Annotated in this window: 17 protein-coding genes; 14 read left to right on the top strand and 3 right to left on the bottom strand. The window is 48.8% G+C overall.

Annotated features, from left to right (window positions below; all coding sequences use genetic code 11):
* Positions 1–104: 104 nt before the first annotated feature.
* On the bottom strand, positions 105–1,673 hold the full coding sequence (dnaA, locus tag DBY95_RS08675; protein WP_107724055.1) for a chromosomal replication initiator protein DnaA: 1,569 nt from the start codon (positions 1,671–1,673) through the stop codon (positions 105–107).
* 319 nt (positions 1,674–1,992) lie between these two features.
* Between dnaA and rpmH the strand changes: the two genes are divergently transcribed.
* The 4 genes from rpmH to yidC all read left to right on the top strand — a co-directional run bounded on the left by rpmH (position 1,993) and on the right by yidC (position 4,454).
* Positions 1,993–2,127, top strand: a complete 135-nt coding sequence (rpmH, locus tag DBY95_RS08670) for a 50S ribosomal protein L34 (protein ID WP_002214728.1) — start codon at positions 1,993–1,995, stop codon at positions 2,125–2,127.
* A gap of 2 nt (positions 2,128–2,129) precedes the next feature.
* Positions 2,130–2,471 (top strand): ribonuclease P protein component, encoded by a 342-nt coding sequence (rnpA, locus tag DBY95_RS08665; protein WP_107724054.1) that lies wholly within the window; start codon positions 2,130–2,132, stop codon positions 2,469–2,471.
* A complete protein-coding gene (gene yidD / locus DBY95_RS08660; protein ID WP_107724053.1) occupies positions 2,468–2,689 on the top strand; it encodes a membrane protein insertion efficiency factor YidD in 222 nt (73 codons plus the stop codon). The genes rnpA and yidD overlap by 4 nt, the downstream gene beginning before the upstream one ends.
* Before the next feature lie 118 nt (positions 2,690–2,807).
* Positions 2,808–4,454 (top strand): membrane protein insertase YidC, encoded by a 1,647-nt coding sequence (yidC, locus tag DBY95_RS08655; protein WP_107724052.1) that lies wholly within the window; start codon positions 2,808–2,810, stop codon positions 4,452–4,454.
* A 95-nt stretch (positions 4,455–4,549) separates the two neighbouring features.
* Here yidC and DBY95_RS08650 read toward each other — a convergent pair whose 3' ends face one another.
* Together DBY95_RS08650 and DBY95_RS08645 are read right to left on the bottom strand one after the other, a co-directional pair.
* Entirely contained in the window at positions 4,550–5,260 is a 711-nt protein-coding gene (locus DBY95_RS08650) for an SAM-dependent methyltransferase (RefSeq protein ID WP_107724051.1), read from the bottom strand.
* 54 nt (positions 5,261–5,314) lie between these two features.
* Positions 5,315–5,905 carry a Maf family protein gene (locus DBY95_RS08645; RefSeq protein ID WP_199903876.1) on the bottom strand — a complete coding sequence of 197 codons (591 nt, stop codon included), beginning with the start codon at positions 5,903–5,905 and terminating at the stop codon, positions 5,315–5,317.
* A gap of 55 nt (positions 5,906–5,960) precedes the next feature.
* On the opposite strand from DBY95_RS08645, the gene DBY95_RS08640 reads away from it, so the two are divergent.
* The 10 genes from DBY95_RS08640 (at position 5,961) to DBY95_RS08595 (ending at position 14,168) form a co-directional block, all read left to right on the top strand.
* Positions 5,961–6,464 (top strand): YceD family protein, encoded by a 504-nt coding sequence (locus DBY95_RS08640; RefSeq protein ID WP_004520416.1) that lies wholly within the window; start codon positions 5,961–5,963, stop codon positions 6,462–6,464.
* Between the two features lie 33 nt (positions 6,465–6,497).
* The gene (gene rpmF, locus DBY95_RS08635; protein ID WP_002240035.1) at positions 6,498–6,677 is read left to right on the top strand and encodes a 50S ribosomal protein L32; all 180 of its coding nucleotides are present in this window, start codon (positions 6,498–6,500) and stop codon (positions 6,675–6,677) included.
* Between the two features lie 92 nt (positions 6,678–6,769).
* Complete coding sequence (locus DBY95_RS08630; RefSeq protein WP_107724049.1) at positions 6,770–7,294, top strand: phosphoribosyltransferase; 525 nt, start codon at positions 6,770–6,772, stop codon at positions 7,292–7,294.
* A gap of 122 nt (positions 7,295–7,416) precedes the next feature.
* Positions 7,417–8,487, top strand: a complete 1,071-nt coding sequence (gene plsX / locus DBY95_RS08625) for a phosphate acyltransferase PlsX (protein ID WP_107724048.1) — start codon at positions 7,417–7,419, stop codon at positions 8,485–8,487.
* Positions 8,488–8,639: 152 nt separating this feature from the next.
* Positions 8,640–9,602 carry a beta-ketoacyl-ACP synthase III gene (locus DBY95_RS08620; RefSeq protein WP_049336364.1) on the top strand — a complete coding sequence of 321 codons (963 nt, stop codon included), beginning with the start codon at positions 8,640–8,642 and terminating at the stop codon, positions 9,600–9,602.
* 51 nt (positions 9,603–9,653) lie between these two features.
* On the top strand, positions 9,654–10,001 hold the full coding sequence (locus tag DBY95_RS08615) for a DUF1294 domain-containing protein (protein ID WP_234394610.1): 348 nt from the start codon (positions 9,654–9,656) through the stop codon (positions 9,999–10,001).
* 9 nt (positions 10,002–10,010) lie between these two features.
* Positions 10,011–10,937, top strand: coding sequence for an ACP S-malonyltransferase (fabD, locus tag DBY95_RS08610; RefSeq protein WP_107724046.1), 927 nt, complete (start codon positions 10,011–10,013; stop codon positions 10,935–10,937).
* Positions 10,938–11,010: 73 nt separating this feature from the next.
* Complete coding sequence (locus DBY95_RS08605; RefSeq protein ID WP_107724045.1) at positions 11,011–12,012, top strand: hypothetical protein; 1,002 nt, start codon at positions 11,011–11,013, stop codon at positions 12,010–12,012.
* Positions 12,013–12,067: 55 nt separating this feature from the next.
* Positions 12,068–13,138: a hypothetical protein gene (locus DBY95_RS08600; protein WP_107724167.1), complete on the top strand. Its 1,071-nt coding sequence runs from the start codon at positions 12,068–12,070 to the stop codon at positions 13,136–13,138.
* Positions 13,131–14,168, top strand: a complete 1,038-nt coding sequence (locus DBY95_RS08595) for a glycosyltransferase family 8 protein (RefSeq protein ID WP_107724044.1) — start codon at positions 13,131–13,133, stop codon at positions 14,166–14,168. Before DBY95_RS08600 ends, DBY95_RS08595 begins: the two co-directional genes overlap by 8 nt.
* Positions 14,169–14,177 lie beyond the last annotated feature (9 nt).

Raw genomic sequence — 14,177 nt, 5'->3', positions numbered from 1 at the left:
TTCCATTCCTTTGAATTTGAAATCGGTTGATTTGGGTATTTTAAAATATTTTTTGTTTTCAGACGGCCTCATATTGACATCAGGCCGTCTGAAATTGCATTGGGTCAGTTCTGAATCAAAATCAGCAGTTTTTCGTAGTCTTGCGCCAATTCGGGGTCTTCTTCGCGTAATTTCGCCACTGCTTTGACGCCGTGCATCACAGTCGTGTGGTCACGACCGCCAAAGGCATCGCCGATAGAAGGCAGGCTGAGCGTGGTCAGCTCTTTGGTCAGGCTCATGGCAACTTGGCGCGGACGGGCGATGTTGCGCGTGCGTTTTTTACCTAATATATCGCTGATTTTAATACGGTAGTATTTGGCTGTCGCATCGATGATGATGTCGGCGGTAATGACTTTGTGTTTCTCGGCAATAATATCCTGCAAAGCCGTACGCGCCAAATCCATGTCGATGACAGGACGGTTCATAAAACGGCTGCTGGCGCTGACTCGGTTGAACGCGCCTTCCAACTCACGCACATTGGAGCGGATCAGATTGGCGATAAACAGAGCGGCTTCGTCTTCGATACTGATACCGGCTGCTTCTGCCTTTTTCTGCAAAATCGCCACACGCATTTCCAATTCGGGCGGTTCGAGTTCCAACGTCAAACCCCATGAGAAACGGGACTTGAGACGGTCGTCCATACCCTCGATTTTGGCAGGCAATACGTCGCACGTCAGGATCAGTTGTTTTTTCTCGTTGTGGAAATGGTTGTACAGATAGAAGAATTCTTCCATCGTACGGTCTTTACCTTTGATGAACTGAATATCGTCGATAATCAGCAGGTCATATTGCTTGTATTGTTGCTTGAATACATCGTAAGTGTTGTTGCGCACAGCCTTCATAAAGCTGCGGATATAGTCGTCCGAGTGCATATAGCGCACTTTGGCATCAGGACGGTTTTTCAGCAATTCGTTGCCGATGGCTTGCACCAAGTGGGTTTTACCCAAACCGGTACTGCCGTATAAGAAAAACGGGTTGTAGCCCTGTCCCGGATTTTCAGCAATCGCTTGGGCGGCTGCGGCGGCAAGGCGGTTGCCCTTACCTTCCACCAAAGTTTCAAATGTATAGTCGCGCGACAGATTGGTCTGTTCGTAGCGCGCTTCTTCCGCATCGTGTTGTGCGTCGGTTTTGGCTTTGGCAACTGCTTTAGACTCAGCCGGAGCGGCAGTTTGCACTTGAGGCTCATGCGGCAGGTTTTTCATGCGTTGTGCCAAAATCTCGGCAGCCGTCATGGCAGTGGCAGGCTTGGAAACCGTTTCAGACGGCCTATCTTCTTCCATTGGCGCAGCAGTTTGCAAAGGCATTTGAACAGGCTCTACAAATTCTTCAACTTCAATGACTTCTTGCACTTGCACCGGCGCAACAGCCTGAGCTGCCATTTCATAATGCGCACCTACGCCCGGCTTAAACGCAAAAGCAGCCTGCTGAGGCACCAATTCGGCACGCACGGCGTCAATTTTGGCGGCAAACTGGCTTTTGAGCATATTGCAGGCAAATTGGTTTTTACCATACACCACCCATACGCCATTTTCTTCGCCCACGGTCAAAGGCGCAATCCATTGCGCAAACTGCCCGGCAGGCAACATTTCGTGAAGGCGGCAAAGGCACAGCGGCCAAAATTCAGCTAACGTCATGAGATTAAGCTCGGAAAATGGAAGATTTGGGAAATACAAGAAGGCAGAGCAGACAGGCAATCCGATAAAAATCAAATTTTTACGATACTCCCGCTGCTTTCAGACGGCCTTGCGCACAGAGAAAAGCAAGGTTGGGCGATTATACCCATTCCGCTCTTTTTTATCCACAACCGCCGCAAAATTTTATCCACAAATTCTATCAATGCATAAAACCCGTTGTCTCACTTTGACCAACGAAAAGTTTTTATATTGATTGACAAAAGCAACAAATTGGAGTGTAATTCACGGTTTAATTATCTACCAATTTTTAGGAAACATCATGAAACGCACTTATCAACCTTCCGTTACCAAACGCAAACGCACCCACGGCTTCTTGGTTCGCTCCAAAACTCGTGGTGGTCGCGCAGTATTGGCTGCCCGTCGCGCCAAAGGCCGCAAACGCTTGGCTGTATAATTTTGAATTACGGCTTCTCAAAGCAGTATCGCTTATTAAAAACGGATGATTTTTCATCCGTTTTTGCGTTGAAAAACCGACGCAGCCACGATTTGCTGCAAGTCTCCCAGTCCGCAGACAACGCGCTCGGCCATCCGCGCCTTGGTTTGGTCGTCAGCAAAAAGACCGCCAAACGCGCCCATGACCGCAATTACATGAAGCGCGTCATCCGCGACTGGTTCAGGCTGAATCAACACCAGCTGCCGCCGCATGATTTTGTTGTGCGCGTGCGTCAGGCGTTTAATCGGGAAACCGCCCCGGAAGCCCGCAACCAACTTGCCCAGCTGATGAAAAAACGCCGATGAACACCCTGCTTTCCAAGCTCATCCTTGCACTCATCCGCTTTTACCAATACTGCATCAGCCCCCTCATTCCGCCGCGCTGCCGCTATACCCCGACCTGTTCACAATACGCAGTCGAAGCCGTCAAAAAATACGGCGCATTCAAAGGCGGATGGCTGGCAATCAAACGCATCGCACGATGCCATCCTTTCGGCGGACACGGACATGACCCTATTCCATAATGCTGCTGTCAACCATTTAAAGAACACGATTTCCTTTAATTTCCCGTCGGTTTCTATATAATGCCGTCTGAAGCAGTTTTCATCTCGATTACCTATCCGTCAATTCCAGGAATCTCTTATGGATTTTAAAAGACTAATGGCGTTTTTTGCCATTTCAGTGGCAATCTTTGCCGGCTGGGAACATTTTTTCCCCAGCCCCAAACCTAATCCGGCGCAACAAGCCGCGCAACAGCAAACGGCCGCTGCTCCGGCAAAAGCCGCTGCCGAAGCCGCGCTTGCTCCAGCCACCCCCATTACCGTTACCACAGACACGGTCAAAGCCGTCATCGACGAAAAAAGCGGCGACCTGCGTCAGCTGACCCTCTTGCAATACAAAGCAACCGGCGACGAACACAAACCTTTCGTCCTGTTTAACGACGGCAAGGAATACACCTACGTTGCCCAATCCGAGCTTTTGGACGCACAAGGCAACAACGTTCTGAAAGGTATCAGCTTTAGCGCTCCGCAAAAACAATACAGTTTGGAAGGCGACAAAGTTGAAGTCCGCCTGAGTGCGCCTGAAACCAACGGCCTGAAAATCGACAAAGTTTATACTTTCACCAAAGGCAGCTACTTGGTTAACGTCCGTTTCGACATTACCAACAGCAAAGGCCAACCCGTCAACCTGAGCGCAGACTACCGCATCGTCCGCGACCACAGCGAACCCGAAGGCCAAGGCTACTTTACCCGCTCTTACGTCGGCCCGGTGGTTTACTCCCCTGAAGGCGGCTTCCAAAAAGTCAGCTTCTCTGATTTGGACGACGATGCCAAATCCGGCAAATCCGAAGCCGAATACATCCGCAAAACCCCGACCGGCTGGCTCGGCATGATTGAACACCATTTCATGTCCACTTGGATTTTGCAGCCTAAAGACGGCCAAAGCGTATGCACTGCAGGCGACTGCCGTATCGACATCAAACGTCGCAACGACAACCTGTACAGCGCAAGCGTCAGCGTGCCTTTAGCCGCCATCCAAGCCGGTGCAAAAGCAGAAACCGCCATCAACCTGTACGCTGGTCCGCAAACCACTTCCGTTATCGCCAACATCGCTGACAAACTGCAACTGGCCAAAGACTACGGCAAAGTACACTGGTTCGCCTCCCCACTCTTCTGGCTCTTGAACCAACTGCACAACATCATCGGCAACTGGGGCTGGGCAATCATCGTTTTGACCATCATTGTCAAAGCCGTACTGTATCCATTGACCAACGCCTCTTACCGCTCTATGGCAAAAATGCGTGCCGCCGCGCCTAAATTGCAAGCCATCAAAGAGAAATACGGCGATGACCGCATGGCGCAACAACAAGCCATGATGCAGCTTTACAAAGACGAGAAAATCAACCCGCTGGGCGGCTGTCTGCCTATGCTGTTGCAAATCCCCGTCTTCATCGGTCTGTACTGGGCATTGTTCGCCTCCGTAGAATTGCGCCAAGCGCCTTGGTTGGGTTGGATTACCGACTTGAGCCGTCCGGATCCTTTTTACATCCTGCCTTTTATTATGGCGGCGACCATGTTTGCACAAACTTATCTGAATCCGCCGTCAACCGACCCAATGCAGGCGAAAATGATGAAAGTCATGCCTTTGATTTTCTCCATCATGTTCTTCTTCTTCCCTGCCGGTTTGGTTCTGTACTGGGTAGTCAACAACCTCTTGACCATCGCCCAACAATGGCACATCAACCGCAGCATCGAAAAACAACGCGCCCAAGGCGAAGTCGTTTCTTGATAAAAGCTTAGGCAACACAAAGGCCGTCTGTTGTTCAGACGGCCTTTTTTTATTTCCCCAAACAAATACAGTTTGAGATTGAATCCAATCCAGTTTTAAGCGGCATGCAACACAAAAATCGTCGGGCGTTTTTTCAAATTCGGCATTTCTTTTCTTTTTCGCCACTGCGCAATCGTCTGGCTGATGATTTCCTGTGTCGGCAAGGTCAAGTCCGTAGCCGCGCACAAGCGCGTTTCAGGATGCAGGTTTTCCACCGCATCAGCCAACAACGCATCGTTGCGATACGGCGTTTCGATAAACAGCTGCGTTTCATTCTGCTGGCGCGACCGTTGCTCCAAAGCCTTCAAACGCTGAATGCGCTCATTTTTTTCAGACGGCAGATAACCCTTAAACGCAAAGTTTTGCCCATTCGCACCCGAAGCCATCAGCGCCAGCAACAAGCTGGACGGGCCGACCAAAGGCCGTACTTCAAAACCGTGTTTATGCGCCAATGCCACTAAATTCGCCCCCGGATCGGCAACAGCCGGGCAACCCGCCTCGCTGACAATGCCCATACTGCGCCCTTCTTGCAAAGGTTTCAGCAATTCCGGCAAAGTCTTCAAATCCGTGTGTTCATTCAGCGTTTGCAAATTCAGTTCGCGGATAGGCGTAGTCACGCCCAAATGTTTCAAATGCGCACGCGCTGTTTTTTCCGCTTCAACGACAAAATCAGTCAGCCCGACAATCGCCTGTTGCTCATACGACAACAGGCATGGCGTATCAGGCGCACCCAAAGGGGTAGGAATCAAATACAAAATCGGTTTCATTCTTCCAACTCCAAAAAATCTCAGGCCGTCTGAACACATTCAGACGGCCTCAAACTATAAAACTTCCACACCTTCGTTTTTCAAAAAATCAATCAGACGGAAAATCGGAAGGCCGATCAAAGCATTCGGGTCCGTACTTTCAATACGCTCCAACAAAGCGGCGCCCAAACCCTCGCTCTTTGCCGCACCGGCACAATAAACCGCATCCGGCTCGAGTTCCAAATATCGGCTGATTTGTTCCTGCGACAACTGGCGCATGGCAACCACCGTATGATCGACATGATGCTGAACCTTACCCGTAGCAGTATTCAAAAGCACGATTGCGCTGTAAAATTCAATCCGTTTTCCGCTCAAGTCCGCCAGCATCTGTTGTGCATTTGCGACGTTCATCGGCTTGCCCAATTGCCGTCCTTCGCACCATGCCACTTGGTCTGCGCCGATAATCAGCGCGGCAGGGAAAGCTGCCGCCAATGAACGGGCTTTGCCTTCCGCCAAACGCAGCGCCGTCTCGCCCGCATGCTCGCCCGCAATAGGCGTTTCGTCAAAATCAGGCGATGCCGTCTGAAAATCGATACCCAAACGGCGAAGCTGTCCGCAGCGGAAAACCGAACTCGACCCTAAAACCAAAGGCAGTTTTACTTCCATATTTTTACTTAAAAACATTGACGTTAGACTGCCGAAATTATATCATACTCCGTTTATGTCATACCCTAATTTGATTGACCCAGAAGTTTTCGCCGCCGAAGGGCAGAATCTGCAAGGCAGCTTCCTGCTCGAAGAATTGGATGAACGAGTTAGTTCGCACGATTATCCGGCCGACAAACAGACACGCGTGTCGTTTACGCTGCAAGGCGGTCGCGACCGGCTGCAACGTCTGTTTCTCGATTTAAACGTCAAAGCCGACATGCCCCTGATTTGCCAGCGTTGCATTACGCCCATGCCGTTTCTGCTCGATGAAACCAGCCGTATCGTCCTGTTTGCCGATGAAGAGAGTTTGGACGAAGCCATGCTTGCCGATGAAGAATTGGAAGGCATGCTGCTCGAAAAAGAGCTTGACGTGCGGACTCTGGTTGAAGACCAAATCCTGATGTCGCTCCCTTTCTCCCCTCGACACGAAGACTGCGGCAACAATGGAACACTGGACGAAGTCAATCGGGACAAACCAAACCCCTTCGCTGTTTTAGCAGGTTTGAAAAGCAGTTAATTAGGACACAGTTTATTTATCTAGGAGCTTGAAATGGCCGTTCAACAAAACAAAAAATCCCCTTCTAAACGCGGTATGCACCGTTCACACGACGCTCTGACTGCGCCTTCTCTGTCTGTTGACAGCGCAACCGGCGAAGTGCATCGTCCACACCACATTTCTCCAAACGGTATGTACCGTGGCCGTAAAGTGGTAAAAGCTAAAGGCGAATAATCCGTTCGTCTGACTGAAAAAGCCAGAATATTGCCATGCAATGACTGGCTTTTTTGCATTGCACCCTGTATTTTCCTCTTCGGAAGCACACCATGAAACGTAAAATCTGGTACACCTACGACGACATCCACCGCGTAATCAAAGGATTGGCGGAAAAAATCCAAAACTCCGGCACAAAATACGATGCCATGATTGCCATTGGCGGCGGCGGTTTTATCCCTGCCCGCATGTTGCGCTGCTTCTTGGAAATTCCGATTTACGCCGTCACCACAGCCTACTACGACAGCGATAACGAAGGTCAAGTGACCGAGGAAGTAAAAAAAGTCCAATGGCTCGATCCCGTTCCCGATGTACTGAAAGGCAAAAACGTACTGGTTGTTGACGAAGTGGACGACAGCCGCGTTACCATGGAATTCTGCCTGAACGAATTGTTGAAAGAAGATTTCGGCACCATCGGCGTGGCAGTATTGCATGAAAAAATCAAAGCCAAAGTCGGCAAAATTCCTGAAGGTATCCCTTATTTCAGCGGCATCACCGTTGAAGACTGGTGGATCAACTATCCTTGGGACGCGCTAGACATTGACGAACACAACAAATTGGCCGCGCAAAACCAATAAATCTGGCACGACTGTCGCAACAAGCCTTTTCATCTGATTTTCAATTCAATCTCCTGAAAATCAGATGAGTGTGCTTGTCCGATTGTTTGAGGCCGTCTGAAACACACAAACCGGAGAACAACATGATTACACTGGCCGTAGATGCCATGGGCGGAGATGCAGGCCTTGCGATTACCGTCCCCGGTGCAGTGGATTTCCTGAAACAGCAATCCGACGTACATCTGATTATGGTCGGAGATGAAGCGGCAGTCCGCCAAGCATTAAGCTCGGCAGGCGCGCCTATGGACCGCATTACCGTCTGCCATGCAGCGCAAGTCGTCGAAATGGATGAAGCGCCGCAATCCGCGCTGAAAAACAAAAAAGAATCATCCATGCGCATCGCCATCAACCAAGTCAAAGAAGGCAATGCGCAAGCCGCCGTATCGGCAGGCAATACCGGCGCACTGATGGCGACCGCTCGATTCGTCCTCAAAACCATTCCCGGCATTGAGCGCCCTGCTATCGCCAAATTCCTGCCTTCCGACAACGAACACGTTACCCTGGCTTTGGATTTGGGTGCCAACGTTGACTGTACGCCCGAACAACTGGTTCAATTTGCCATCATCGGCAGCGAGCTGGTACACGCACTGCACCCTGAAAAAGGCAGCCCGCGTGTCGCCCTTTTGAACGTCGGCACTGAAGACATCAAGGGTACGGATGCCGTCAAACAAACCTTTAAACTGTTGAGCAGCAGCAAACTCAACTTTATCGGCAATATCGAAAGCAACAGCGTTTTGTATGGCGAAGCCGATGTCGTTGTCGCAGACGGTTTTGTCGGCAACGTTATGCTCAAAACCATCGAAGGCGCGGTTAAATTCATGAGCGGCGCCATCCGCCGTGAATTCCAAAGCACCCTGTTCAACAAACTTGCCGCCATTGCCGCCCTGCCCGCACTCAAAGGCTTGAAAGGCAAACTGGATCCGCGCAAATTTAACGGCGCCATCCTGCTTGGTTTACGCGGTATCGTGATTAAGAGCCACGGTGGAACCGACGAAGTCGGCTTCCGTTATGCTTTGGAAGAGGCCTACCACGAAGCCAAATCCGCCGGCCTCGCTCAAATCGAACAAGGCGTAGCCACCCAATTGGCTGCTTTGGAAGCCGCCAAAGCAGCAGCCGAACTGGAAGAAACCGCTGCTCCAACAACGGAAGCTTAAGGCTGATATACACAGGCCGTCTGAAACTCCAAAATGTTCAGACGGCCTGTTTTTATCTTTAATCACCGACTTCATTCTTAATATTGGGAATTTTCCCATTTTCGCTTACAATACCCGACTATCTGAATCAACTCTCTAAAAAGGCCGTTCTCATGCAATATGCCAAAATTTCCGGTACAGGCAGCTACCTTCCTGCCAACCGCGTCAGCAATGACGACCTTGCCAAAAAAGTGGACACTTCCGACGAGTGGATTACCACGCGTACAGGTATCAAATTTCGCCATATTGCAGACGACAGCGAAAAAACCAGCGATTTGGCCGCCGAGTCAGCGCGCCGCGCCTTGGCAGATGCCGGTTTGCAGGCTGACGATATCGACCTGATTATCGTCGCCACAGCTACCCCCGATATGCAGTTCCCTTCTACGGCAACCATCGTGCAGCAAAAATTGGGCATTGCCAACGGCTGCCCTGCCTTTGACGTACAAGCCGTGTGCGCCGGTTTTATGTATGCCCTGACCACTGCCAATGCCTACATCAAAAGTGGCATGGCGAAAAACGCTTTGGTTATCGGCGCTGAAACCTTCAGCCGCATCGTCGATTGGAACGACCGCACCACCTGCGTCCTCTTTGGTGACGGTGCGGGCGCGGTTGTCTTAAGCGCATCTGACGAACCGGGCATCATCCACAGCAAACTCAAAGCCGACGGCAACTACCTCAACCTTTTGAACGTCCCGGGACAAATTGCCAACGGCCAGATTTGCGGTTCGCCCTACATCAGCATGGACGGCCCCGGCGTATTCAAGTTTGCCGTCAAAATGCTGTCCAAAATCGCAGATGACGTTATCGAAGAAGCCGGTTATACCACCAATCAAATCGATTGGCTTGTGCCGCACCAAGCCAATAAGCGCATTATCGACTCTACCGCCAAACACTTGGGCTTGAGCATGGACAAAGTGATCCTGACCGTCCAAGACCACGGCAACACGTCCGCTGCCTCCATTCCGCTGGCACTGGATGTCGGTATTAAAAACGGCCAAATCAAACGCGGACAAAACCTCTTGCTCGAAGGCATCGGCGGCGGTTTTGCCTGGGGTGCGGTTTTGGTGAAATACTAACGGTTGGGCCGTCTGAACACCCCTTTCAGACGGCCTATTCTGCTCAAACCCATGAAATCCCTAACGTTTGCACTCTGCATCAGCAGCCTGTTTTTAAGCATAACGGCTGTAATATTGCCCAAACTGGCAATCGCCTATCTCGCACTGAGTGCATACGTTTTCCTGCTTTACTACCAAGACAAACAGCGCGCACGCAACCACGGCAGACGCATACCCGAAGCAAAATTGCATCTGCTCAACCTGCTTGGTGGCTGGACGGGCGGTTATTGCGGCAGCCTCGCATTCAGGCACAAAACCAGCAAACCCGGATTTATCCGCACCTTTCGACTGAGTGCTGCAACCAATACTGTCGCCACCCTCCTTCTGCTGGCGGACACCCTCAAACATTCAAACCAATAAGGAATTACCATGTCTTTCGCATTCTTCTTTCCCGGACAAGGCTCACAAAGCCTAGGCATGATGAACGGCTTTGCCGAGCAAGCCATCGTTAAAGCCACATTTGACGAAGCTTCCGCCGTATTGGGTCAAGACCTGTGGGCAATGATTAACGGCGAAGATGCCGAATTAATCGGACAAACCGTCAACACCCAGCCCATCATGCTGGCCGCCGGTATTGCCACCTACCGCGCCTACTTGGAAGCCGGTGGTAAAATCCCTTCAGTCGTTGCAGGTCACAGTCTAGGCGAATACACCGCCCTCGTCGCTGCCGGCGCATTGAATTTCGCAGACGCGGTCAAACTCGTCCGCCTGCGTGCCGAACTCATGCAATCCGCCGTACCACAAGGCGTAGGCGCAATGGCCGCTATCTTGGGTTTGGAAGATGAACAAGTAAAAGCCATTTGTGCCGAAGCCGCACAAGGCGAAATCGTTGAAGCCGTCAACTTCAACTCCCCAGGCCAAGTCGTAATTGCCGGTAACACTGCCGCAGTCGAACGCGCCATGGCCGCCACCAAAGAAGCCGGAGCCAAACGCGCCCTGCCGCTGCCTGTTTCCGTTCCTTCACATTGCAGCCTCATGAAGCCTGCAGCGGAAAAACTTGCCGAAACACTGAAAGACATCACCATCAAACAACCGCAAATCCGCGTTATTCATAACGCCGATGTTGCCTCTTACGATGATGCCGACAAAATCAAAGATGCCTTGGTACGCCAACTGTACAGCCCGGTGCGCTGGACAGAAACCGTCAACGCACTTGTTTCCGAAGGCATCACCGAATCCGCCGAATGCGGCCCCGGCAAAGTCCTTGCAGGCCTCGCCAAACGCATCAATAAAGAAGCCGCGTGCAGCGCATTGACCAATGCCGATCAAGTGACTGCATTTATCGAAGCCCACTAAAATGTTTTCAGACGGCCTTATCCTGTCAGGCAAGGCCGTCTGAAAAATCAGCCCACTCCAATCCGAATACATTATGAAAAAAACCATTATTCTTGCCGTTCCCTACATGTACGGACTGGATCAATGTATCGAAAAAAATCTGCGTTTTCTTGGTTTTGATGTCATTAATCTGTGCTATGACGACCGAGATTCATATTACCCGAACTTGGGCAGCAGACTCAAAAACCTCTACCACAAACACATCACCAAAGACGGCAACTATAAAAAATACCTCAAATACAGCCGCCACCTCGACGACATTCAGCAAAAACTGGCCTCACTAAACGGCAAAAAAGCCGATTATGCGCTCTGTATCCGTGCCAATATTTACCCCAAAGAAATCATCGCCACCATCCGCGAACACAGCAATGTTTGTGTGAATTATCAATGGGATGGCGTAGGTCGTTTCCCAGACATTATTGAATATTTGGATTATTTTGACCAATGCTGGGTTTTCGACCCCGACGATATTCAAAAATATCCACAATGCCATTTCAAAGCCACCACCAATTTTTACTTTGACTTTCCCGTAGCGGAATATGCGCCCACCAACAAACTCTACTTTTTAGGCGGCTACGAACTCCGACGCGAAGAGCAAACCAAACGCTTTATCCAAGAAACCGAACGCCTCAACCTACCCTTGGATTTTCATATCTACTGCAAAGACGACAGGGCTGAAAAAGCCTTCGGACACAACGGCATCCGCTATCTCGACCGCAGCAGCATCCTCAGCTTTGAAGAAAACCTCAGCCAAGTGCAAAGTTGCGGCGCAGTTGTCGATTTTGCACAATTCGAACATTACGGCTTATCATTCCGTATCTTCGATGCATTGCGTTTCGATAAAAAACTGATTACCACCAACAAACATATCTTGGAAACCGACCTATACCACCCAGACCGCGTATTCGTATGGGACGGCGGTAATTTAGACGCATTGCCTGAATTTTTGGCACGTCCGTATCAGCAACCTGCCCCTGAAATCAAAGCCTATTATTCGTTTACACAATGGCTAAACCGCCTGCTCGGCATTGATTAACCCTATTGCCTATGGCAAATACTCCTGCCTGACAAAATATTATATTGAATACATTATGAGTAAGAAAAAAGTCATTCTCGCCATGCCGGAACTCTTCAAAATCCACGAACTCATTATTGAGAACTTGGAGAAATGCGGATTTGAAGTACTGTCCCTGACCTATGAAGAAAAAGAGTTCAAATACAAAAATGTATTTCAACGGCTGAAAAAAATCTGGTATCGAAATATTCTTGGACAAAAAGACTTCAAAAAACGGACCATGTTCCGCGCCGTAGAAGAACGCCTCAATACCCTGTTAAGCGAACATCCCGAACAAGCGGATTATTGCTTCATGATTTGGCTGGGCGCATACCCGAAAGACTTCATCGCCAAGCTCAGAGCGCATTCAAAATTAATGGTGTATTACAACTGGGAAGCCCTGACCTTCTTAAAAGAAGACTTCGACAACATCGAATTTTTCGACAAATTTTACTTTTTCGATCCGTTTGACCAAGGCAAACACCCCGAATACGCCGAAAAACTCTTTCCAACCACCAGCTTCTACTTTGACAGCTTCAGGCCGTCTGAAAACCCGCAAAACAAAATCTTGTTTATCGGCTCGTACGCTGCCGACCGCAACAATGACATCCGTGCATTTTGCGAAGCTGCACGTTCAATCAGTTTAGAAATAGATTTCCGCTTGGCCAGTAAGAAAATCGAAGAAGAAAAAGCGGCTTTAGGCATTCCCGAAGTCGAGTTCTTCTCATTTGAAAACGCCCTCTCCTATCGTCAAAACTTAGAAGAAGCGGCCAAATCCTCTGTATTGGTAGATTTCCTCAACCGCAAGCACTACGGCCTCTCTTTGCGGATTTTCGAAGCGATTGGATTGGACAAAAAACTGATTACGACCAATCCGACCATCGTACATTACGATTTTTATCACCCGAACAATATGTTCTACTGGAATGGAAGCAACCTTGATGAACTCAAAGCCTTCCTGACCTTGCCGTATGTACCGCTTGCTCCCGGCCTGAAACACAAATACAGCTTCAGCAACTGGATCAGCTGCGCATTTGATATTGAACCGAATATCCCTATCAGATTACCTGAAATCAATAGAGAAGTTGTGGAGAATTTAAATGTTTGATAGAGAAAAATTAGTATTAGAAACTGTTCATATCCGCAAACGAGAATTTATTGAACAGCCGAGACATATTGTTTATGCAGCCGATCAAAACTATATCAAACACATCGGCACTGCGTTACTTTCTGTGCTGCAAAACAATACCAGTCCAATACATTTTCATTTGTTAGTTAGTGGTTCAGAAGGTTATGATTTTAATATTTTCGATCAAATTGAAACATCAAATCAAAACTACGCGATAAGCGTTTACCATTTAAATACAGAATACTTTTCTACCCTGCAGACTACCCATTATTTTACTATCGCTATGTATTACCGTATGAGTATCCCTTGCTTATTAAAAGGTATTACTCATACTGCGCTTTATTTAGATACTGATGTACTGTGCTTGGGCAACATTGATGATTTATTTGAAATCGACATTTCAAATTCTTTGATTGCTGCCGTACCTGATGCAATCTTATACAGAGCATATATAAAACAACTCAATCAATTTGGTTTTACAGATACTGAGCCTTATTTCAACTCTGGGGTCATTCTATTCAATATTGACAAATGGAATGATATGGCAATAGATAAAATTTTGTCTGAAAAAATGCAAGCCGTAGAAAAACAGAATTTTAAACTCTCCTGTCCAGACCAAGATATTTTGAATTTAGCCTGTATAGGTCATGTACACTGGCTTTCAGAAAACTTTAACTGGATACATTGGCATCAAAAATACAGTGAATTAATCGACAATCCCAACAATATCCGCTTAGTCCATTTTGTTGGTCATATCAAACCGTGGCATCAATTAGGCTTCCACCCTGCATATGATCAATATTTTAAGAATTCCCCATGGAATAACGGATATCTAGAACAACCTCTATCAACTTGGTTGCCCTTTCCAAATCCTAAAAGGAAATTTAGACAAGCAGCCAAACGGCTTTGGAAACAAGGACAAAAAAAGCAAGCATGGGCATACTACAGAGAATATTTATTACGAAGAATCAACAAACGACGGTATCAAGCACCCTCCCCAGGTAAATAAGGCCGTCTG

The sequence above is a fragment of the Neisseria subflava genome, assembly GCF_003044935.1.
GTDB lineage: Bacteria > Pseudomonadota > Gammaproteobacteria > Burkholderiales > Neisseriaceae > Neisseria > Neisseria subflava_E.
The sequence above is the reverse complement of the archived record's forward strand: the minus strand, read 5'-3'. Positions and strand labels throughout refer to the sequence as shown.

Coding starts and splice junctions, on each gene's coding strand:
- DBY95_RS08600 (WP_107724167.1), top strand. CDS start 12,068: ATGAGTAAGAAAAAAGTCATTCTCGCCATGCCGGAACTCTTCAAAATC.
- DBY95_RS08640 (WP_004520416.1), top strand. CDS start 5,961: ATGTCATACCCTAATTTGATTGACCCAGAAGTTTTCGCCGCCGAAGGG.
- yidC (WP_107724052.1), top strand. CDS start 2,808: ATGGATTTTAAAAGACTAATGGCGTTTTTTGCCATTTCAGTGGCAATC.
- fabD (WP_107724046.1), top strand. CDS start 10,011: ATGTCTTTCGCATTCTTCTTTCCCGGACAAGGCTCACAAAGCCTAGGC.
- DBY95_RS08650 (WP_107724051.1), bottom strand. CDS start 5,260: ATGAAACCGATTTTGTATTTGATTCCTACCCCTTTGGGTGCGCCTGAT.
- DBY95_RS08605 (WP_107724045.1), top strand. CDS start 11,011: ATGAAAAAAACCATTATTCTTGCCGTTCCCTACATGTACGGACTGGAT.
- DBY95_RS08630 (WP_107724049.1), top strand. CDS start 6,770: ATGAAACGTAAAATCTGGTACACCTACGACGACATCCACCGCGTAATC.
- plsX (WP_107724048.1), top strand. CDS start 7,417: ATGATTACACTGGCCGTAGATGCCATGGGCGGAGATGCAGGCCTTGCG.
- DBY95_RS08595 (WP_107724044.1), top strand. CDS start 13,131: ATGTTTGATAGAGAAAAATTAGTATTAGAAACTGTTCATATCCGCAAA.
- DBY95_RS08615 (WP_234394610.1), top strand. CDS start 9,654: ATGAAATCCCTAACGTTTGCACTCTGCATCAGCAGCCTGTTTTTAAGC.
- DBY95_RS08645 (WP_199903876.1), bottom strand. CDS start 5,905: ATGGAAGTAAAACTGCCTTTGGTTTTAGGGTCGAGTTCGGTTTTCCGC.
- yidD (WP_107724053.1), top strand. CDS start 2,468: ATGAACACCCTGCTTTCCAAGCTCATCCTTGCACTCATCCGCTTTTAC.
- rpmH (WP_002214728.1), top strand. CDS start 1,993: ATGAAACGCACTTATCAACCTTCCGTTACCAAACGCAAACGCACCCAC.
- DBY95_RS08620 (WP_049336364.1), top strand. CDS start 8,640: ATGCAATATGCCAAAATTTCCGGTACAGGCAGCTACCTTCCTGCCAAC.
- rpmF (WP_002240035.1), top strand. CDS start 6,498: ATGGCCGTTCAACAAAACAAAAAATCCCCTTCTAAACGCGGTATGCAC.
- dnaA (WP_107724055.1), bottom strand. CDS start 1,673: ATGACGTTAGCTGAATTTTGGCCGCTGTGCCTTTGCCGCCTTCACGAA.